This is a genomic window from Paraburkholderia yinzeri, assembly GCF_046581065.1.
In the GTDB taxonomy this organism is placed as follows: Bacteria; Pseudomonadota; Gammaproteobacteria; order Burkholderiales; family Burkholderiaceae; genus Paraburkholderia.
This window is the reverse complement of record NZ_JBFOCJ010000001.1, coordinates 2,545,800-2,566,278: the sequence shown is the minus strand read 5'-3', so window position 1 is coordinate 2,566,278 and position 20,479 is coordinate 2,545,800. Positions and strand designations below refer to the sequence as shown.

Below are 20,479 nucleotides of genomic sequence, written 5' to 3'. Positions count from 1 at the left end.
GGGTGCAATTATCGCCCGCATGCCGCCGGTTACTTTCCCGTGGAATCCCGCTGAACGAGGGCCGCGCGCAGGATGCCAGGCGGCAAGGTCCGCGGGCTCTCTCCGTCGATCAAGGCGATGAGCCGGTGCGCGGCGGCGCGCCCAAGCGCGTCGCCAGGCAGCGCCACGCTGGTGAGGGTAGGCGAGGTCACGGACGAGGCGGGGAGATCGTCGAAGCCTGCCACCGCGAGATCGTCGGGCACGCGGATCCCTTCCTGGGCGCATGCGGCCAGCACGCCGTGCGCGAGCGTGTCGGCACAGGCGACGACGGCGGTGACTCCCGCGGCGCGCCACCCGGGCAGCGCACGGCGAAACGCGAGCGCTGCGGCGCGAAGGTCGGGACCGCTGCGCGTGTCTTCGCCGCCGGCCACGGTCATGCCTTTCTGTTCGGCCGCTTCCTGCAACCGCTTCCGGCGTAGAACGTAAGTGGTGGAGGGCGTGGTGCTGTCGAGATAGCCAATCTTCCTGTGGCCGCGCGCCGCCAGGTGGCTGACGAGTTCCTCGATGCCGGGACCAATGTCGTAGTTCACCGTGACTGCGCGCTTCTCCATGCCCGGCGCATCGAGGAGCACCACAGGCGTTCCCGCGGGAAACCGGTCCATGAACCTGGGCGCCGGCGCGTAAGCCAGCAGGCCGGCCGGCCGCAATGCGGAGAGCCGCAGGATGTCCTCGCTGGTGGGCAACGCGCCGCGCGACGCGGCGGAAAGCAGGAGCTGAAAGCGATCTCCCAACTCCTCCTGAATGCCCTGGATCACCTGGCCGAAGAACGGATTGCACAGATCGGGCGCGAGCATCGCAACGATGTTGCTGGTCCCGCGCGCCAGTGCGCTGGCCGTGCCGTCGACTACATAGCCAAGCTCCCGCACCGCTTCCAGGACACGCGCAGCGTTCTCGTCCGAGACCCGTCCTTGCGCCTTGCCGTTGATCACGAGCGAGACCGTGGCGACGCTCGTTCCCGCCCGGCGGGCGACCATGGCGGCGGTCACACGCCGGGCACTATCCGCCAAGGCTGGCGTGGGCGGTTTGCGCACTGCCGCGCCGCGCGAGCCTGGCGCATCGGGCTGACGTTTCATGAGATCGTTAGCGAAAAAGCAGGGGGTTGAGGCTGAGGTTCGGCCCTCCGCAAGAGCCATTCGAACGTGTGAGACATGGGCTAATCATAACCGATTGGGGTTTGCGAGTGTTTCACGTCAAGCGCTTTACGTCTACGATGTCAAGCGCTTGACGTACATCGGCACACGGTACATCGAAAAGGAAACGACATGGCTGAGACGATTATCCTCGACTGCGATCCGGGGCATGACGACGCGATCGCCATCATGCTGGCTCATGGCAACCCGAGCATCCATCTGGCGGCGGTCACGACCGTCGCCGGCAATCAGACGCTGGAGAAGGTGACGCGCAATGCTCTCGGCGTGGCGCGCATGGCGGGCATCGTGGGCGTGCCGTTTGCCGCCGGCGCCGACCGGCCGCTGGTGCGCGAGGTGGAAACGGCGCCCAGCATCCACGGGGAGACGGGCATGGACGGCCCGCAACTGCCCGCGCCGGCTTTTGCGCTCGATCCGCGCCACGCGGTGGACCTGATCGTGGAGACGGTGATGGCGAGCGAGCCCGGCACGATCACCCTCGTCCCGACCGGGGCGCTCACCAACATCGCTCTCGCGGTGCGCAAGGAGCCGCGCATCGTCGAGCGGGTGAAGCAGGTGGTGCTGATGGGCGGCGCGGTGCACGCCGGCAACTGGAGCCCGGTTGCGGAGTTCAACGTCTTCATCGACCCGGAGGCGGCCGACATCGTCTTTCGCGCCGGCTGGAAGGTGGTCATGGTCGGACTCGACGCCACCCATCAGGCGCTGGCCACGCCGGCCGTCGCGCAGCGCATCGCGGCGATCGGCACGACGCCGGCGCGCTTCGTGGGCGAGCTGCTCGAATACTTCGGGCAAACCTATTCGGACGTGATGGGGTTCGACAGCCCGCCGGTGCACGATCCCTGCGCGGTCGCGCACGTGATCGACCCGACCATCGTGCGTGCCGTGCGCGTGCCGATCGCCATCGAACTGCGGGGGGAGTTCACGACCGGCATGACGGTCGCCGACTTCCGGCGCGCCGCTCCTGAGGACTGCAAAACGTGGGCGGCGATGGAACTGGATAGCGACCGTTTCTGGGGGCTCGTGATCGACGCGCTGGAGCGCATCGGCGAGCCCGAAGGAGCCGCGGCATGAACACCCGGCCCTCTTCGAGCGTAGCGGCTGGCCGCCCGGCGCGCATTGCCGGACTGACGGCGGCCCTGCTGGCTGCGTGCATCGCATTCCAGCTCAACGCGAGCATGCTCAGTCCCGTCCTCGTGACCATGGCGCATGAGTTGCGGACCGACGAAGCAACGATCGGTCTTTCGCAGACGCTGTTCTTCGCCGTTGCGGCGCTCTTCTCGTTGTTTCTGCCCCGGCTCAGCGACATCGTCGGACGCAAGCGCGTCCTGCTGGGCATGCTGCTCGTGATGCTGGTGGGCAGCATTGTCGCGGCACTGGCGACGAACGTGGAGACGCTTTTTGCCGGCCGCATCATCCAGGGCGTCACGGGGCCGGTGGTGCCCATCTGCCTGCTGATGCTGCGCGCCGAGATCGACGACCCGCGCAAATACGGCGTGGCGATGGGCGTCCTCACGGCCGTGAACGGCGGCATCGCCGGCGTCGACGCGATCGCCGGGGGCTGGCTTGCCGGCGCCTTCGGTTTTCGATCTGTATTCCTGACTATTGCGGTCGTCACGGTCATTGCGGTGCTCATGCTCATGGCGTGGGGCGTGGAGTCGCGGCCATCGCAAGGGGTGCGAATGGACTGGAAGGGCGTCTTCCCGCTGGTGATCACCCTGGCTGCGCTGCTGCTCGGGCTCAACGAAGCGGGCAAGCTCGCGTCGGCGAACTGGCTTCTGGTCGGCCTCTCTTTCTGTGTTGCCATCGCCGCGTTCGCCGTCTTCTGGAGTGTCGAGAACCGCGTGGCCGAACCGCTCATTCCGACGCCGCTGCTGCGACGCCGGGAGACGTGGGCGCTTCTGCTGACGACGCTGCTGACGATGACCGGCGTATTCGCGGTGGCAAACGGGCTGGTGCCCTCGATCGCGCAGAATGCCAACGCAGGCTTTGGCATGGCGCCGGCCGTGACGTCGCTCGCGTTTCTCGTCCCGTACGCGCTGGTCGGATGGGCCATGGGGCCGCTTGCGGGGCGGTTTGCGCCGACCTTGGGCTATCGCCGGATACTGCGGCTCGGGCTGGCCGGGAGCGTCGTAGCGCTGGTCGTGATGGCGTTCGCCGGCGTGCACTCCCTTGCGGTGTTGATCGCGATGACCGTGCTGCTCGGGATCATGTACGCCGGCACGGCCAACATCATGCTCAATGGATTGGGCATCGTTCTCTCGCCGCCGCAAAACCCCGGCTTCCTGCCGGGACTCAACGCAGGCGCTTTCAATCTTGGCGCCGGCTTGAGTTTTGCGGCGCTGCCGGCCATTCAGGTGGCAGTCAACGCACCTGCTACCTCGACGGCGGGCTATTCTTCGGGCATGCTGCTTGGCGCCGCGATCACGGGCGCAGCCCTGGTAGCTTCGTTCGCCATTCCGCGTCCGCTTTCCGGCGAGATCGAGCAAAATGCCGTCTAGTGCGCGAGCCGGGGTGGGGTGAGGCGCTCTCTGAAGCGCGCTGCCGACCCGTCTCGCCAGTACCCGCGCCGACGAATGCCGCCGTCGCCACGATGTTTTCATTCGTTGCGAGCCGGTGCGCGGCAACCTGGCATCTTGAAAACGTATTATTCAGGCGCTAGTGTTATAGGACGCCGAGCGGTGCCGGCTGTATGACGTTGCGCGCATGGCGATGACGCACATCGCGAGCGCCCACTCCGACGACAGACTGCGACAATAAACCGAACGAGGACGCCGGTGACACATCGCATTGCCTGGTTCATTGCCGTGTTGCTTGCGCTTGGCCTACCGCTTTGCAGCCCGTTCGGCTGCGCGGCATGGGCCGCCGATGCTGCCGGGGCCACCGGGGCGGCGCCCGATACGATGCAGGCTCGCGTGATGGGTTGCGCAGCCTGTCATGGCGCGCACGGCGAGGGTACCGACAACGACTATTTCCCCCGCCTGGCCGGCAAGCCGGCAGGCTACCTCTACAACCAGCTGATCGCATTCCGTGACGGGCGGCGCAAGTATCCGCCCATGAACTATCTGCTGGCGTATCTGCCCGACGCCTATCTCCACCAGATCGCCGACTATTTCGCGAGCGAGCATCCCCCGTATCCGCAGCCGGCCACGGCCAAGGTGGACGCAGCGATGCTCGAACGCGGCAAGGCGCTTGCGGCCGGCGGCGAAGCGGCGCACGGCGTGCCCGCCTGCACGAGCTGCCACGGTGCGGCGTTGACGGGCCGGGAGCCCGCGATACCGGGCTTGCTGGGCCTGCACGCCGATTACATCAGTGCGCAACTGGGCGCGTTCCGCTATGGCACGCGCAGCACGGCGAGCCCCGATTGCATGCACGAGATCGCCACGCGCCTGTCCGACCGCGACATCACGGCGATCGCCGCGTGGCTCGCCTCGCAGCCCGCGCCCACGAATCCGACGCCCGCTCCGGCAGGCTCCTCGACGCTACCGCTCGCGTGCGGCAGCGTCCCCGAATGAGCGAGGTCCAACCATGTGCCTCGCAACCCTCAATCGCATCGAGCTTTCCCTCCGCAAGGCGTGCGGCGCGCTGGTTGTGCTCTGCGGTGTCCTGATGCTGTCCGGCATGCCGCGCGCCGAAGCCCAGGCCCAGACGCCCGCGCCGGCGAGCAACGACACCCAGGTGACTGCGCGCGGCGAGTACCTCGCCCGCGCGGGCGACTGCATCGCCTGCCACACGATCCCCGGCGGCAAGCTCTTTGGCGGCGGCCGCGCCATGGCCACGCCTTTCGGCACGCTCTATTCGCCCAACATTTCCTCCGACAAGGCAGACGGCATCGGCGCGTGGACCGCCGACGAGTTCTACCGCATGCTGCACGAAGGCAAATCGCGCGACGGCTCGCTGCTTTACCCGGCGATGCCTTATACGGCCTACACGCGGGTCACGCGCGCCGACTCGGATGCGATCTACGCCTACCTGCAATCCACACCGCCGATCCATCAACCGAACCGTCCGCACGAACTGCGCTTTCCGTTCAACCAGCGGCAGTTGCTGCTGGGCTGGCGCACGCTGTTCTTCAGGGCGGGCGAGTACCGTCCGGACCCGACGCAATCGGTCGAATGGAATCGCGGTGCCTATCTGGTCCAGGGCCTCGGCCACTGCACGATGTGCCACACCGAAATCAACGCGCTCGGCGGCAATATGAAGTCCAAGGAGTTCCAGGGCGGCCTGATTCCGATGCAGGACTGGTATGCGCCGTCGCTCACGTCGAACAAGGAAGCGGGCCTTGGCGACTGGAGCATCGACGACATCGTCGGCCTGCTGCACGCCGGCGTGTCGAATCGCGGCGCGGTCTACGGACCGATGGCCGAAGTTGTCTACGACAGCTTCCAGTACCTCACGGAAGAGGACGTGCGGGCGGTGGCCGTCTACCTCAAGGCGCTGCCGGCCCATTCCGGCGAAGTCGACACGGCGCAGCCGAGCGCGACCACCACCGAGGCGAAAAACAGTCTCGCGCCGCTGGGTCAAAAAATCTATGGCGCGCAATGCGCGGTGTGCCACGCGGACAACGGGCGGGGCAAGCCGCCGAATTTCCCGCCGCTCGCGAACAACCAGTCGATCCAGATGACTTCGTCGGTCAACCCGATCCGGATGGTGCTCAACGGCGGCTACGCGCCGGGCACGATGAAGAACCCGACGCCGTACGGCATGCCGCCGTTTGCGCAGTCGCTTTCAGACGTCGAGGTCGCCGCCGTGGTTACGTATATCCGCACCGCCTGGGGCAATCACGGTACGCCGGTCACCGTGCAGGAAGTCAACACCCTGCGCTCGGCGCCGCTCTTCTGAGGCCACGATGATCAATTCCCCCGTCCCTGAAGATCCGAACGATCCGGCACGGCGCGGCGAACCGGAGCGCGTGGACGATATCGTGCGGCAGGGACCGCGCGGCGCGATTGCGGTGGCCGGCATCGCCACCGCAATCGTGATCGGGCTCTGGTACGCGTTCTACTTCCTCGTATTCCTGCCGCGCGGCGTCATCCAATAACCGAGGCATACGGCTCCATGTCGAACTCCACCGTTCCCGATCCGCACGGTTCCGAAGAAGTCGCCGCCACCGTCGAACGGCGCTGGGCGCTGGTTGCGTCGCTGCTGATCGCGAGCACGGTCGCGGTGGTGATCTTCACGGGACTGCACTGGTCGATGATGCCGCCTTCGCGCGTGGAGACGATCCAGCCGGAAACGCTCAACGTATCGGGCGAATTCATCGAGAGCAATCTCGGCAGCGCGGTGGAGCCCGACGGATCGGTGACGGTGCGCATCGTCGCGCAGCAGTACTCGTTCACGCCGCAATGCCTGCTCGTGCCCGCCGGCGTGCCGATCACGTTTCGCGCGACGAGCGCCGACGTGGTGCATGGTTTTCTCGTCACGCAGACCAATATCAATTCGATGGTGGAGCCCGGCTATATCTCCACCTTCCGCACCACCTTCGCGTCGCCCGGCGACCACCTGATGCCGTGCCACGAGTACTGCGGCACCGGGCACCAGGGGATGTGGGCGCACGTGAAGGTCATCGACAGGGACGCGTTCATGCAGATGGCGGCCACCTCGCGGAGACTTAGCTGTGTTAAATAACAAGCGACTCGTGCTCTCGCACTTCTGGCTGGCATTTGCCGTATTCGGGGTGGCCCTGTTGCTCGGTGCCTGGCAGATGTACGTGCGCAGCCCGCTGCATCCGTGGCTGCGCGATCCCGAGATCTACTATCGCTCGGTGACCGAGCACGGCACCGTGATGGGCTACGTGTTTCCGACGCTCATCGCGATGGGTTTCGGCTACGCCGTGACCGAGCTCTCGCTCAAGCGCGCGCTGGTTGGCGCGAACTGGGCCTGGGCGGGCTTCGTGCTCGTGGCGGCGGGGGCGGTGATGGCCTCGGTCACGGTGGCGCTGGGACTCGCTTCGGTGCTCTACACGTTCTATCCGCCGATGGTCGGCAACGTGTTCTATTACCTCGGCGTCGTGCTCGTGGTGGTGGGCTCGTGGATCTGGGTGGCGCTGATGTCGGTGAATCTGGCCGCCTGGAAGCGCGACAATCCCGGCAAGCCCGTGCCGCTGCCGATGTTCGCGAGCGTCGCGGGTTCGCTGCTGTGGGGCTGGACGGCGGTGGGCGCCGCCATCGAAATCCTGTTCCAGATCCTGCCCGCCGCCTTCGGCTGGCGCACGACGATCGACGCGGGCCTCGCGCGCGTGTTCTTCTCGTGGACGCTGCACGCCATCGTCTACTTCTGGCTGATGCCAGCCTATATCGCGTACTACACGATCGTGCCGCGCGCGATCGGCGGACGGCTCTACAGCGACGCGATGGCGCGCATCTCGTTCATCCTCTTTCTCGTCGTGGCGATGCCGATCGGCATGCACCACCTCTTTGCCGATCCGCAGGTGGGCTCGGGCTTCAAGTTCCTGCAGTCCGTGTTCACAGCGCTCGTGGCGGTGCCCACGCTGCTCACGGTGTTCACGATCTGCGCCTCCGTGGAAATCGCCGCGCGCCTGCGCGGTGGCAAGGGCGCCTTCGGCTGGCTCGGCGCGCTGCCCTGGGACAATCCGCAGATGCTGGCGCTCGCGCTGTCGTTCGTGATGCTCGGCTTCGGCGGTGCGGGCGGCCTCATCAACATGAGCTATCAGCTCGACGAGACCGTCCACAACACGCAGTGGATCACCGGGCACTTCCACCTGATTTACGCGGGTGCGATCGTCATCATGTACTTCGCCATTGCCTACGACCTGTGGCCGCAGATCACGGGCCGCGCGATGAAGAACTGGAAGCTCATGCGGCTGCAGCTATGGCTGTGGTTCGTCGGCATGATCGTGCTGACGTTTCCGTGGCATTGGGTCGGCATTCTCGGCATGCCGCGGCGCATGGCCTATTACGACTACACGGATCCGGCCATCGCCGCGCAAGCGTTCCCGGTCGTCTTGTCGGCAATCGGTGGTTTCATCCTGGTGGCCTCCGCCATCGTGTTCTTCGTTATCCTGATCCAGGGGCATCGCGGCGAGCCGGCGGCGCCCGAGGAATACCGCTTCAGCACGGCGGTGCACGAGCCGCACACCTTGCCGGTGGCGCTGAACAGCTTCGCGCTGTGGCTCACGCTGATGGTCGCGCTCACGGTGCTCAATTACGGCTATCCCATCGCCCAACTGATCGCGAGAGGCAACGATGTGCCCGTGATTCCGATAGGAGCGCGGCCATGAACGAGGAACGCCTGTTCTCCTGGCGCAATCCGTGGTTCCGGGCGAGTGTCGGAGGCACGGCCGCGGTGTTCGTGTTCTCGGTGGCGGTCGGCTTCGTCTGGCTTCCCTCGGCGCAGCCTGACGCGCAGTTTCAGGGCATCTGGAACGCGATCTGCAGCGCCGCGGGGGTGCCGCAGAGCTGGCTCGCCGGCGGCACGCCGGTCGCGCCCAAGGTGCAGTTGAGCAAGGTGGCCGTCACGCCGCAGATGCTCGATGGGGCGACGCCGCTTTCGATCGGCCGCGGCGCGACGCTCGCTTTGCGCTGCACGATGTGTCATGGCGAGCGCGGCGTGAGCGGGGCGAACACGCCGAATCTCGCAGGCCAGAACGCGCTCGTGATCTACAAGCAGTTGCAGGACTTCCAGAGCGGAGCCCGCCAGAATGCCGTGATGTCGCCCATGGCGGCGAACCTGAGCGACCAGGACATGCGCGATCTCGCGGCCTACTATGCGTCGTTGCCGGGGCCACGGCTTCCCCATGGGCCGGATCTGGGGGACGCGCCCGGGATCGTCGCGCAGGGCGCGCCGCTGCGCAACATCCCTGCATGCGCCGTGTGCCATGGCGGGATCGACACCAAGGCGGGCAGCCCGCGGCTGGACGGCTTGCCGTCGGTCTATACGCAGGCGCAACTGCAAGCGTTTGCCTCGGGCGCGCGGCATAACGATATCTCCGGCCAGATGCGCAACATCGCGCAGAACATGACGCCCGAGGAGATGGCCGAGGCGGCGTCATGGTACGCAGGCCTCACGCACTGATTCCATGGACAAGGGATCCGAAGACGACCTTCACGTCAAGATCTCGCCGGGTATTGCCGTTGCCGAAATTGCCAGGGTCCTTTGGCATCTGCGCAGCCTTCTGGTCATTCTGCTGCTGATCTTCGGCTCGTTGTCGAGCGCGATGTATTACGTCGGCGGCGCCGTCAACACGATCACGCGTACGCCGTCGCCACCGGGAGAAACGCTCTATTTCTGCGCGGTCACGGCGCTGACGATCGGCTACGGGGATGTCGTGCCGACCACTACCGCCGGCCGTATCATCGCGGTCTTGCTGGGGATGCTGGGCGTCCTGACGACGGGCGTCATCGCCGGCTCGACCGTGTATGGCATTCAGGTCGCAGCGCAACGCGCCGGCCTGTTGTCGCGCTGAAGTACGGGACGTCTGCCGTTCGGCGTGCGTGCCGGCGCAGGACTGCCCGGATACTCGCGGTTTTCGGATTACCCGTGACGCGTGGCGGCAGGGCAGCGGCGCGGGCACGCAGTCAGTCATCCCGATTGCCGTTACAAAAATAGTGCGCCCGGTTGTAACCGGAAAGCGGCTCGCCACGAATTAACAGGTGTCTCGCCCGGATCGCACCGCTCGTGCCGGGTGCCTATCCTGTCCGCAGCCTGCGGCCCGCACTATGGGAGTCGCGCTTGAAAACGATCCCTTCGATCGTCCGTCTGGTCGATCCGTTGTACCTCGCGTCCCGATTCCAGCGGTTTTCTCCTTTGCCGATACGAGTCTTGACCGGCTACGGTTTCATGGCGCACGGCTACGCGAAGATCGTGAAGCATCCTGATCACTTCGCAACGATCCTGCATGCGCTCGGCGTGCCGGCTCCGCACTTCATGGCGTGGGCAACCATTGTCATCGAACTGTTCGGAGGACTGATGATGCTGGCCGGCTTTGCCGTTCCGCTGGTGGCGGTGCCGATGCTCGTGGTGCTGCTGGTTGCGACGCTCACCGTCCATTTGCCGTACGGGTTCACGTCGATCAAGCTGATGGACGTGATCAACGGAGTGCCGAGCTTTGGACCGCCCGGCTACGAAACGGATCTGCTTTACGCCGCAGCATTGCTCACGCTCGTATTGGGCGGTTCGGGGCCGCTGGCCGTCGATACGCTGCTACGTCCGTGGTATGCGCGGACGATCAGAGCGACGCTGTCTCGATCGTGACTTCGCTGCGCGACAGAAAGCTGGCGAGCGGCGGCGAATCGGCCGGGACGTCGGTAATGAGCGTCCAGTCGCGCTCCAGCGGCGTCCAGTGCTGCTGGCTGGCGTGGTCCAGCTTGTTCGACGTGACCAGCACGAACAGTTGCGCAGCTTGTCGAACGATGCATTCCTTCAGGTAAGCCTGCTCCGTGCTGGCTTCGCATAGCCCGCGGCCCGCCACCACGCCGTCGGCGCCCAGAAATGCCTTGTCGACCGTCACGCGGCTCAGTGCGAGCTGCGCCAGCGGCCCGAGCGTGCTCATGCTGCTGGCGCGCAGGTCGCCGCCGATCAGCGTGAGCGGCACGTCACTCGCCGCGAGAAGACTGACGGCCAGCAGATTGTTGGTCACCACGTGAATGTCGCGGCGGCCGGCAAGGAGGCGCGCCATCGCGGCGGTCGTCGTGCCGCCGTCGAGAAAAATCGTGTCGCCCTCCGAAACGTGGCGGGCCGCGCGTCGCGCGATCGCCGCCTTTTCCTCGCGGAAGCTCTCGCTGCGGCTGTTCAGGGACTCCTCGGGCTCGTGCAGGCCTATTGCCGCGGCGGCGCCGCCGTAGGTCCGCACGATGCGGCGTTCCTGCGCGAGGGCGCGGAGATCGCGGCGCACGGTGGCTTCCGACATCCCGAAGTGTTCGCACAGCGCGCCCACATCGGTCATGCCGGAGAGAACGGCCTTGAGCATCGCTTCGCGGCGGTGGGTGACTTTCATGGGTGGTGACTTGACGGTTGGCCGGACGGCGCGCTGCGGCGCGCCAACGCGCGTAAGTGTAACCAAAGCGGCCGATCGGGCAATCGCAATCGCCGGCACGCGGAAAAATTGACCGAATCGGTCAAACTGATCGCCACGATGGCTGCCGGTCCGGGCGGAGGATTTCAGCCTGAATCGATGAAAGGTAGCGAGGGATTGCTCGGGCCTGCGGAGATGTCGTACACTGCGAATGATCGATTCGATCAAAATAATGAATATATCGATCATTTACAATCAGGAGACATCATGGCTCAACTACCGATCAAACGCAGCATTGAACGCATACCCGGCGGGATGATGATCGTTCCGCTACTGCTTGGCGCCGCGATTGCCACCTTCGTGCCGGGCATGCCGAAGTTCTTCGGCTCCTTCACCAATGCGTTGTTTACGGGCGCGCTGCCGATCCTCGCCGTGTTCTACGTGTGCATGGGCGCTGCGATCGACGTCAAGGCCACGCCCTATCTGCTCAAGAAAGGCGGCGCGTTGTTCGCCGCGAAGGTCGGCTCGGCCATTGTGGTGGGGGTCGTGCTGGGGCATTTTCTCGGCGAACAGCCGGTTTCGTCGGGACTCTTCGCCGGTCTTTCGACGCTCGCGGTGGTCGCCGCGATGAACGACACAAACGGCGGTCTGTACATGGCCTTGATGGGGCAATATGGCAAATCCGAAGACGTCGGCGCCTACACGATCATGTCGCTCGAATCCGGCCCGTTTCTGACCATGGTGACGCTGGGCGTGGCCGGCCTCTCGGCGTTTCCGTGGCAAACGCTCGTCGGCAGCATCCTGCCGCTCGCGGCCGGCATGCTGCTCGGCAATCTGGACCGCGAGATGCGTGCCTTTCTCGGCCGCGCGGTGCCGGTGATGATTCCGTTCTTCGCGCTGGCGCTGGGCGCCGGCCTCGATCTGCACAAGGTCTGGCAGGCGGGGCTGCTGGGCATCGGGCTAGGCGTTGCCGTGGTGATCGTGACCGGCATTCCGCTGTTTATCGTGGACCGACTGACGGGCGGCACGGGTGTCGCCGGCGTGGCCGCGGCCAATACGGCGGGTAATGGCGCCGCCGTGCCCGCGCTGATCGCGGCAGCCAATCCGGCTTATGCGGAAGCCGCCAAAAGCGCGACGCTGCTGGTTGCCGCGTGCGTGGTCGTCACGGCCATCCTGTCGCCCATACTGACGGCGGCGGTTGCGAAGCGCATCGCACAGCGCGAGGCCGGTGAACGGGTTGCATCGGGGGTGGCGCGGTGAGTTTGTCAGGCCTGCTGATCATTGCCGACGATCTGTCGGGCGCCGCCGATTGCGCAATCGCCTTTGCGAGCGCCGGGCGAGCTACCTCGGTCGTGCTGAATGCCGCGTGCGGCAGCAGCGCAGCGGAAGTGATGGCCATCGACACCGACACGCGCCGCCTGCCGCCGGATGACGCGGCGCGTTGCACGAGCGCGGCGTGGCAGGCACAGCGCGGCAGCGGCCGGCGCCTCTACAAGAAAATCGATTCGACCTTGCGCGGCAACTGGGCCGCCGAGGTTGCCGCATTGCAGGCACTCGCGGGGCTCGCGATCGTCGCGCCCGCGTTCCCGGCAACCGGGCGCACGGTACGCGACGGACGCGTTTTCGTGCGGGACGTGCCGCTCGAAAACACGGAAACCTGGCAACTCGAACATGTCGGGCGCCCGGCCGACCTTCGTGCGCTGCTGGCTGAGGCGGGGCTGCGCGCGGAAACGCTCGGCGTCGAAATCCTGCGCGGCGATCCACGCGCGCTAAGCGAGGCGCTTTCTGCCGCGGCGCGCAGCGGCGCCCAGGCGCTGATCGTCGATGCGCACACCGACGCGGATCTTCGCGCGCTCGCCGAGGCCACCGTCGCCAGCGACGACGCGCTGTTCTGGGTTGGCTCTGGCGGCCTCGCGCGTGAGCTCGCAGCGGTAAGCGGGCTGTTCGGCGAGGCAGGGCGGAAACACCCGGAACGGAAACCGGCGGCGTACCGCGAAGGTGCCGTGCTGGTCCTGGTCGGCAGCCTGGCGACGGTTTCGGCCCGTCAATGCGCGCTGCTGCGCGAGCATACCGGGATCGGCGAAGTGGTTGTGCCGCCTGCCGTGCTGCGCGCGGGCGCGCGGCATCCGCATTGGACGCAGTGGCAGGCGCGCATTGGCGCACACCTCGCCGGGCGTGCCGATCTGCTGCTGCGCATCGGTCGCGACGAGGCATTCGACCCGGCCGAAGGCGCGCAACTGTCGATGGCGCTGGCCGCGCTCGCGCATCCGTTCTTCGCGCATCTCGGCGGACTGATTGCAACCGGTGGGGAGACCGCGCGCGCGATGCTCGCCACTGCGGGCATCGACAGCCTGCAACTGCTGGGCGAGATCGAGCCCGGCGTCGCGGTCGCGCGGCCGCACGCCCATGCGCACCTCACGGTCGTGACCAAGGCCGGCGCATTCGGCAGCGAGCATGCGTTGTACGGTGCCTACCGGCATTTGCGCGGTCAGGAAAATAATACGGATACCGAAATTTTTTTATCTCCCTCACCGGCTCGCGCAGCGAGCCATCCGAAACCGGACGAGACTTTATGAGCAACTACCTTCCCGTGATCGGCATCACAATGGGCGACGCCGCCGGCGTGGGCCCCGAGATCGTCGTCAAGAGCCTGATGCACGAGTCCGTGTATCTACAGTGCCGCCCGCTGGTGATCGGCGACGCGCGGCGCCTCGACGCGGCCAACCGTCTGGTGGGCGGCCAGGCGCGCGTGCGGCGCATCGAAAGTCCGGCGCAGGCGCGTTACGAGTTCGGCACGATCGACTGCGTCGATCTTGGCCTGATTCCGGACGACCTGCCGTTCGGCGCGCTGTCGCCCGTCGCGGGCGATGCGGCGTATCGCTTCATCGCGCGTGCCGTCGAACTGGCGAAGTCGGGCGAGATCGACGCGATCTGCACGGCCCCGCTCAACAAGGAGGCGCTGCACGCCGGCGGCCACAAGTATCCGGGCCATACGGAAATGCTGGCGCACCTGACCGGTATCGAAGAAGTGTCGATGATGCTGGTCGCGCCGAAGCTGCGCGTGATTCACGTGACGACGCATATCGGCATTATCGACGCGATCCGCAAGATCGAACTGGGTCTCGTCCAGCGCACCATCGAACGTGGCCATGCGACGCTGCAGAAGGCCGGGATTGCGAATCCCCGTATTGCGGTGTGCGGTATCAACCCGCACGCCGGTGAAAACGGTCTGTTCGGCTATGGCGAAGAGGAGGAGAAGATCGTTCCCGCCGTGCAGTTGCTGCGCGAACGCGGCTGGGACATCGAAGGCCCGCTGCCGGCCGACACGCTGTTCTATCGCGCCGGGCGCGGCGATTTCGATCTCGTCGTGGCGATGTACCACGATCAGGGGCATGGCCCGGTCAAGGTGCTGGGCCTCGAAGCGGGCGTCAACGTGACCGTGGGCCTCGACGTCGTGCGGACTTCGGTCGATCACGGCACGGCGTTCGACATTGCCGGCAAGGGTGTTGCCGACGAACGCAGTCTGCTCGAAGCGCTGCGTCAAGGCGCCGAACTGGCGACGCGGCGCGGTTGACGCGTGGAGAGCCAGATGCCTGGGACTGCCGAAATAACAAGGCAGTCTTTATGCCAGCCCGGGAAGCAGATTCCGAACTTCCCGGAGCAGATCGGGAACGGCGTTGGGCTCTTTCGATACGTGAGCCAGAAGGTGCTTCTGAAACAGACCGTCGAGCAGGGCATAGGCGGCCCCGCGCGTAATTGACGGTTCCCGGCCGCCCAGCTCGGCATAGCGGCTCACCACACGCCACACCATCGCCTCCAGACTCGCGTCGATTTCATGCACGACGTCGCGGAACGCCTCTTCGAACAGCGCCTGCGCGCGCAGGTCGTACCAGAGGCAGTGCATTTTCGGCTCGTCGCGAATGGTTTCCTCTAGCTTGTCGAGGAAGCCGTTCATCAGTTCCTCCTGCGAGCGCGCCGAAGCCGTCACGACGTCGTAGCGCGTCGCGCATTGCGCCTTGAAGTGCCGGATGCTGCAGCGAATCAGATCGAGCTTGTCCTCGAAGTAGTAGTGCAGCACCGCGTGCGTGAACTCGGACTTCTGCGCAATTTCGCGCAGACTGGTCTTCGCATAGCCCAGCTCGGCGAGCGTCTGTAGCGCGGCCTCCGCGAGTTCAATGCGGCGGGCCTCGTACTTGTCGACCGGATCGCGCCTCGGGCGCGCGGCGCGCGGCCTCGCGGCGGGCGTCGCTGTGTCGTGATGCCTCGTCATCCTGCTGTTTTCCCCTTCGATCGTTCGCCCGGCGCGGTACGCCACATTGCGCGCAGCCCTTGCCGGCAGGCAAACCCATTGTGCGAAGCAGCGAAACGGCTGTCAAGAAAAAATTGGGCAATCGTCCAGAAAAATCTTGACAAGTGGATAAAGAAATCCAACCATGCGTTAAAAATAATCTTTACAAGTGGTTAGATGTTGCCGGTGGCCGGCAGATCGCGAGGTTTGTCCGGCGCAACTTTGACGCGTGGAGGAGACATGGCGAATGGCAGGCTGGACGGGCGTAAGGCCCTGGTGACGGGCGGCGCGCGCGGTATCGGCGCGGCGGTGGCGCAGGCGCTGGCGAAAGCGGGCGCCGCCGTGATGATCGGCGATGTGCTCACCGATCTCGCGGCGCGAACGGCGAGCGAACTCGCACAGACGGGCGCGCGCGCCGGCTCGGTGGCGCTCGACGTGCGCGACGACGCGCAGTGGGAGCGCGCGGTGGGCGCGGTGGTCGGCGAGCTGGGTGGTTTCGACATCCTGATCAATAACGCGGGCATCGAGATCACCTCGCTGATCGCGGATCTGCAGGCCGAGGACCTGCGCCGGATGTGCGACATCAATGTCGTGGGCGTCGGCCTTGGGCTCAAGCATGCGTTCCGCGCCATGCGCCCGGGTGGGGCGGCGGGGCGCGGCGGCGCCATCGTCAATGTGTCGTCGGTGGCCGCCACGATTGCTTATCCCGCCATCGCCGGCTATTCCGCGACCAAGTCCGCGGTCGACCGGATGACCCGCGTTGCGGCGATGGAGGCGGGCAAGCTGGGCTATGGCATTCGCGTCAATTGCGTCTATCCGGGCCTCACGCCGACCGAAATGGGCATGAAGCTCGCGACCGACATCGTCGCCAACGGACTCGCGCCCGACATCGACGCGGCGGTCGGCGCCGTGGTCGGCCAAACGCCGCTCAATCGCCTCGCCACCGTCGACGAAATCAGCGACGCGATCGTGTTCCTCTGTACCGAAGAAGCCCGCTTCATCACCGGCGCCGGCTTGCCGGTCGACGGCGGCATGGGTATGTGAGCGCCGCCGCACGCGGCCGTCCAGTTTCCAGAGAGGGAGTCAGTTCATGGGTGCGAAGAAGCCAGTGGTGGTGTACGGCGTGTCGGGCTATACCGGCCGCCTCGTGTGCGAATACCTGCGCGAATACAACGTGCCGTTCATCGCGGCCGGGCGCGACAAGAAGCGCGTGGAGGACGTGGTCGCGCGCATTCCCGGTATCGAGACCGCGAATTACGAGGTTGTCGAGGTGGAGCATTCGGTTGGCGCGCTAACGGAACTGTTCAAGGGTGCGAAGTTCGTCAGCAACATGGTGGGGCCGTTCATCAAGTATGGATCGGAAGTGGTCGAGGCCTGCCTCGCGGCCGGCTGCCACTATTCGGACACGACGGGCGAGCAGGACTGGGTGCTGCACGCGAAGGAGCGCTGGGGTGAGGCATTCGCAAAGAAGGAGCTGCTGCTCGCGCCGAACATCGCGCAGATGTATACGACGGGGGAAATCGCAGCCAATCTCTGCCTGGAGACCCCTGGACTCGATACGCTCGACATTCTGGTGCTGTGGAAGGGTTTCCCCACCTACGCATCGACCCAGACGATCTTCACGATCCTGAAAGCCACCTGGTATTACCTCGAACAGAACCAATACGTCGCCTGGGAGCCGACCGCGCATCTCGAAGTGCAGGTGCCGGGGCAGCACGACACGGCAATCGCCGTGCCGTGGGGCGGCACCGCGCATCCGGTGTGGTTCAAGGACGATCCGCGCGTGTCGAACTGCCGCGCGGTGGGCGGCGTGATGGCGCGCGCGGTGATGGAAGGCGTGCGGCAAACGCAGCAGATGTTCGAGGAGAAGATTCGTCCGCTGCCGCCGGATCAGCAGGAGGTCGCGCTGGCCGAGATTGCGAGCAGCATGCAGGCGAACATGCCGCCGCGCGAGAACCCACGCCTGAACACAACGATCGATTCGGTGTACGCCTCGGGGCCGCTCGGCCGCGCGCACTGTGTGATCCACGGCATCTGCAACTACAAGCAGACGGGGCTGCTGCAGGCGTATGCGGCGTTCTCGCTGCTGCAAGCGCCGCCGCAGCGGGTGGGATTCGCTTCGGGATGCCAGGCATTCGGACATCGCACGCTGCTCGGCCAGTTGCGCAGCTTCGGGCTGGTGATGAAACCTGTCCTCACCGTTCACGACTGACGCTCCGCGTTCGCTTTACGCCTGTTCTTGTCCATTGCGCAGGGAGCCGTCATGCGTTTGACCCAGTATCTCGACAAGGGCGCGTCGCTTGGCGCCGACCGACCCTGCCTCGTTGCGGACGACGAGACGCTCACCTACGCGCAGGTGCAGCGTCTCAGCTGGCGTCTCGCGCAAAGGCTCGCCCTTGCCGGCGTCTCCACCGGCGAGAAGGTGGCGATTCTGTCCAGCAACGATCCCGTCGCGTTTGCGTGCGTGTTCGGCATTTCCCGCGCGGGCAACGTCTGGTGCCCGATCAATCCGCGTAACGAGGTCGCCGAGAACCGCTTCCTGCTCGCTGCCTTCGATTGCCGCGTGCTGATATTCCATAGCGCGTATGCGGAGATGGTGCGCAAGATGCTGCCCGATCTGCCGGCGCTAAGCGTCGTGGTTTGCCTCGACGTGGCGCAGCCGTTCGCGCCGCGTCTTGCCGACTGGCTCACGGGCGTGCCGGATACGTTCTTCGAGCGCGAGCCGGTGGACGATCTCGTGATGCTGCCCGGCACCGGGGGCACGACCGGCGTGCCGAAAGGCGTGATGCTGTCCGGCCGCAACCTGGAGGCGATGACGGCGCTCACGCTGATGAGCTATCCGTTCGAGGGGCGCCCCGTCTATCTCGCGTTCGCCCCGCTTACGCATGCGGCCGGCGTGCTGTGCCTGCCGATCATGACGCTCGGCGGCCGGATCGTCGTGATGCGGCACGCCGATGTCGGGGCCTTTCTCGCCGCGATCGAGCGGGAGCACGTCACGCATACCTTCCTGCCGCCAACCGTCATTTACATGCTGCTCGATCACCCGCGGTTGCCGGAAACGGATCTCGCTTCGCTGCAATGCTTCTGGTACGGGGCGGCGCCGATCTCGGTCGAGCGGCTGGCCGAGGCACTCGTGAAAATCGGTCCGATGGCGCAACTCTTCGGCCAGACGGAGGCGCCGATGATGGTGTCGACGCTCGCGCCCAAAGACCATTACCGGCCGGACGGATCGATCGCGGTCGAGCGCCTGTCGTCGGCGGGGCGGCCGACGCCGCTCGTCGAAGTGGGCATCATGGATGGCGAAGGACGCCTGCTCGCCGCCGGCGAGCGCGGCGAGATCGTCGTGCGCGGCTCGCTCGTGATGGCCGGCTATTACCGCAACCCGGACGCGACGGCGGCAGCCTCCGCGTTCGGCTGGCACCATACGGGCGACATCGGCTATCTCGACGAGGACAACTTTCTGTACATCGTCGACCGCGCGAAAGACATGATCATCACGGGCGGATTCAACGTCTATTCGATCGAAGTCGAACAGGCGCTGCTGGCGCATGCCGACGTACGCGATTGCGCGGTGATCGGCGTGCCCGACGAGAAGTGGGGCGAGCGCGTCGTGGCGGTCGTGCAGCCGCGCGAAGGCAGGCGCGTCGACGTCGCGGCGTTGACGGCGTTCGTGAAGCAGCGTATCGGTAGCGTCAAGACGCCCAAGCAGATCGAGGTGTGGCCGGACCTGCCGCGCTCGAAGGTCGGCAAGGTGTCGAAGCCGGACGTGAAAGAACGATTGCGCGACGCTGTAGTGCGCGATGAAGCGGGTCAACTCCGAGGGAGGGAAGCATGAATCGTCGCGTCAATGTCATGGGTGTCGGCATGACCCCGTTCACGAAGCCGGGCGCGAGTCCGCAGTATTACCAGATGGCGGCCAACGTCGCGCGCGTGGCGCTGGACGATGCCGGCATCCCCTATGAAGCCGTCGAGCAGGTGTACGCGGGATACGTCTACGGCGATTCGACCTGCGGGCAGCGCGCCGTCTACGAGATCGGCATGACGGGTGTGCCGGTCGTCAACGTCAACAACAATTGCTCGACGGGATCGACCGCGCTCTGGCTGGCCCGGCAGGCGATCGAGAGCGGCGCGGCCGAGTGCGTGCTGGCGCTGGGTTTCGAGCAGATGGCGAAGGGCGCGCTCACGACCCGGTTCGACGATCGTGCCTCCCCGCTCGGGCTGCACGTCGGCGTTGCCGACGCATTGATGGGCGAGTCGCCCGCGCCGCTCGCGGCGCGCATGTTCGGCGGCGCGGGCCGCGAATATATTGAACGTTACGGCGCGAAGAAGGAGACGTTCGGCATGATCTCGGTGAAGGCGCGCGAGCATGCGGCGCACAATCCGTTTGCGCTGTTTCGCGATCCGCTGGATCTCGCGCAGGTGATGGGCTCGGACGCAGTGTTCGATCCGCTGACGCGCCTCCAGTGCTGTCCGCCGACCTGCGGCGCAGGCGCTGCCGTGCTGTGTTCGGATGAATTCGCGAAGCGCCATGGCAAGTCCGACGCCGTCTACATTGCCGCGCAGGCGATGACGACCGATTATCCGGGCAGTTTCGCGCCGGCTTCGATGATGCGCATGGTCGGCTACGACATGTCGGCGGCGGCGGCCCGGCAGGTCTACGAGTCGGCCGGTATCGGGCCGGAAGATCTCGACCTCGTCGAGCTGCACGATTGTTTCACGAGCAACGAACTGATCAGCTACGAGGCGCTCGGACTGTGCCCGGAAGGAGGCGCGGAGCGATTCGTGCGCGAGCGCGACAACACGTACGGCGGCAGGGTCGTCACCAATCCATCGGGAGGACTGCTATCGAAAGGGCACCCGCTCGGCGCCACCGGACTCGCCCAGTGCGCCGAACTGGTCTGGCAGTTGCGCGGAACGGCGGGGCCGAGGCAGGTCGATGGCGCACGCGTGGGGCTTCAGCACAATATCGGGCTGGGCGGCGCGTGCGTCGTGACGCTTTATCGGCGAGGCTGAGGACGGGACTGAGCGTTGAGG

At 66.0% G+C, this 20,479-nt stretch carries 20 protein-coding genes; 17 read left to right on the top strand and 3 right to left on the bottom strand.

What is annotated here, in order from left to right; translation table 11 throughout:
* Positions 1–29 precede the first annotated feature (29 nt).
* Positions 30–1,112, bottom strand: a complete 1,083-nt coding sequence (locus tag WJ542_RS12265; RefSeq protein ID WP_411189550.1) for a LacI family DNA-binding transcriptional regulator — start codon at positions 1,110–1,112, stop codon at positions 30–32.
* Positions 1,113–1,301: 189 nt separating this feature from the next.
* Here WJ542_RS12265 and uriH point away from each other — a divergent pair, with 189 nt between their 5' ends.
* The 10 genes from uriH to WJ542_RS12215 all read left to right on the top strand — a co-directional run bounded on the left by uriH (position 1,302) and on the right by WJ542_RS12215 (position 10,397).
* Positions 1,302–2,258, top strand: coding sequence for a uridine-preferring nucleoside hydrolase UriH (gene uriH / locus WJ542_RS12260; protein WP_411189549.1), 957 nt, complete (start codon positions 1,302–1,304; stop codon positions 2,256–2,258).
* A complete protein-coding gene (gene uriT, locus WJ542_RS12255; RefSeq protein ID WP_411189548.1) occupies positions 2,255–3,685 on the top strand; it encodes a uridine transporter UriT in 1,431 nt (476 codons plus the stop codon). The genes uriH and uriT overlap by 4 nt, the downstream gene beginning before the upstream one ends.
* A gap of 402 nt (positions 3,686–4,087) precedes the next feature.
* Positions 4,088–4,699, top strand: a complete 612-nt coding sequence (locus WJ542_RS12250) for a c-type cytochrome (protein WP_411190540.1) — start codon at positions 4,088–4,090, stop codon at positions 4,697–4,699.
* Positions 4,700–4,712: 13 nt separating this feature from the next.
* Positions 4,713–6,026, top strand: a complete 1,314-nt coding sequence (locus WJ542_RS12245) for a c-type cytochrome (protein ID WP_411189547.1) — start codon at positions 4,713–4,715, stop codon at positions 6,024–6,026.
* Positions 6,027–6,033: 7 nt separating this feature from the next.
* Complete coding sequence (locus WJ542_RS12240) at positions 6,034–6,225, top strand: hypothetical protein (protein ID WP_411189546.1); 192 nt, start codon at positions 6,034–6,036, stop codon at positions 6,223–6,225.
* Between the two features lie 17 nt (positions 6,226–6,242).
* Positions 6,243–6,812 (top strand): cupredoxin domain-containing protein, encoded by a 570-nt coding sequence (locus WJ542_RS12235; RefSeq protein WP_411189545.1) that lies wholly within the window; start codon positions 6,243–6,245, stop codon positions 6,810–6,812.
* Positions 6,802–8,424, top strand: coding sequence for a b(o/a)3-type cytochrome-c oxidase subunit 1 (locus tag WJ542_RS12230; RefSeq protein ID WP_411189544.1), 1,623 nt, complete (start codon positions 6,802–6,804; stop codon positions 8,422–8,424). Before WJ542_RS12235 ends, WJ542_RS12230 begins: the two co-directional genes overlap by 11 nt.
* Complete coding sequence (locus WJ542_RS12225; RefSeq protein WP_411189543.1) at positions 8,421–9,218, top strand: c-type cytochrome; 798 nt, start codon at positions 8,421–8,423, stop codon at positions 9,216–9,218. Before WJ542_RS12230 ends, WJ542_RS12225 begins: the two co-directional genes overlap by 4 nt.
* A 4-nt stretch (positions 9,219–9,222) precedes the next feature.
* A complete protein-coding gene (locus tag WJ542_RS12220; RefSeq protein ID WP_411189542.1) occupies positions 9,223–9,609 on the top strand; it encodes a potassium channel family protein in 387 nt (128 codons plus the stop codon).
* A gap of 266 nt (positions 9,610–9,875) precedes the next feature.
* Positions 9,876–10,397 (top strand): DoxX family protein, encoded by a 522-nt coding sequence (locus WJ542_RS12215; RefSeq protein ID WP_411189541.1) that lies wholly within the window; start codon positions 9,876–9,878, stop codon positions 10,395–10,397.
* Here the strand turns inward: WJ542_RS12215 and WJ542_RS12210 are convergent.
* Positions 10,372–11,139, bottom strand: a complete 768-nt coding sequence (locus WJ542_RS12210; protein ID WP_411190539.1) for a DeoR/GlpR family DNA-binding transcription regulator — start codon at positions 11,137–11,139, stop codon at positions 10,372–10,374. The two genes, WJ542_RS12215 and WJ542_RS12210, sit on opposite strands and share 26 nt — an antisense overlap.
* Positions 11,140–11,424: 285 nt before the next feature.
* On the opposite strand from WJ542_RS12210, the gene WJ542_RS12205 reads away from it, so the two are divergent.
* From WJ542_RS12205 to pdxA, 3 genes are read left to right on the top strand one after another with little or no spacing between them, the layout of a single operon-like run.
* On the top strand, positions 11,425–12,417 hold the full coding sequence (locus WJ542_RS12205) for a 2-keto-3-deoxygluconate permease (RefSeq protein ID WP_411189540.1): 993 nt from the start codon (positions 11,425–11,427) through the stop codon (positions 12,415–12,417).
* Complete coding sequence (locus tag WJ542_RS12200) at positions 12,414–13,733, top strand: four-carbon acid sugar kinase family protein (protein WP_411189539.1); 1,320 nt, start codon at positions 12,414–12,416, stop codon at positions 13,731–13,733. The genes WJ542_RS12205 and WJ542_RS12200 overlap by 4 nt, the downstream gene beginning before the upstream one ends.
* Positions 13,730–14,731, top strand: a complete 1,002-nt coding sequence (gene pdxA / locus WJ542_RS12195) for a 4-hydroxythreonine-4-phosphate dehydrogenase PdxA (RefSeq protein WP_411189538.1) — start codon at positions 13,730–13,732, stop codon at positions 14,729–14,731. The genes WJ542_RS12200 and pdxA overlap by 4 nt, the downstream gene beginning before the upstream one ends.
* Positions 14,732–14,779: 48 nt before the next feature.
* On the opposite strand, the gene WJ542_RS12190 is transcribed toward pdxA, so the two are convergent.
* A complete protein-coding gene (locus tag WJ542_RS12190) occupies positions 14,780–15,427 on the bottom strand; it encodes a TetR/AcrR family transcriptional regulator (protein WP_411189537.1) in 648 nt (215 codons plus the stop codon).
* 258 nt (positions 15,428–15,685) lie between these two features.
* Here WJ542_RS12190 and WJ542_RS12185 point away from each other — a divergent pair, with 258 nt between their 5' ends.
* The 4 genes from WJ542_RS12185 to WJ542_RS12170 are packed head-to-tail and all read left to right on the top strand — an operon-like array spanning position 15,686 to position 20,458.
* On the top strand, positions 15,686–16,489 hold the full coding sequence (locus WJ542_RS12185) for an SDR family NAD(P)-dependent oxidoreductase (RefSeq protein WP_411189536.1): 804 nt from the start codon (positions 15,686–15,688) through the stop codon (positions 16,487–16,489).
* Positions 16,490–16,535: 46 nt separating this feature from the next.
* A complete protein-coding gene (locus tag WJ542_RS12180) occupies positions 16,536–17,657 on the top strand; it encodes a DUF5938 domain-containing protein (RefSeq protein WP_411189535.1) in 1,122 nt (373 codons plus the stop codon).
* A 51-nt stretch (positions 17,658–17,708) separates the two neighbouring features.
* Positions 17,709–19,280 carry an AMP-binding protein gene (locus WJ542_RS12175; protein WP_411189534.1) on the top strand — a complete coding sequence of 524 codons (1,572 nt, stop codon included), beginning with the start codon at positions 17,709–17,711 and terminating at the stop codon, positions 19,278–19,280.
* On the top strand, positions 19,277–20,458 hold the full coding sequence (locus WJ542_RS12170; RefSeq protein ID WP_411189533.1) for a lipid-transfer protein: 1,182 nt from the start codon (positions 19,277–19,279) through the stop codon (positions 20,456–20,458). The genes WJ542_RS12175 and WJ542_RS12170 overlap by 4 nt, the downstream gene beginning before the upstream one ends.
* Positions 20,459–20,479 lie beyond the last annotated feature (21 nt).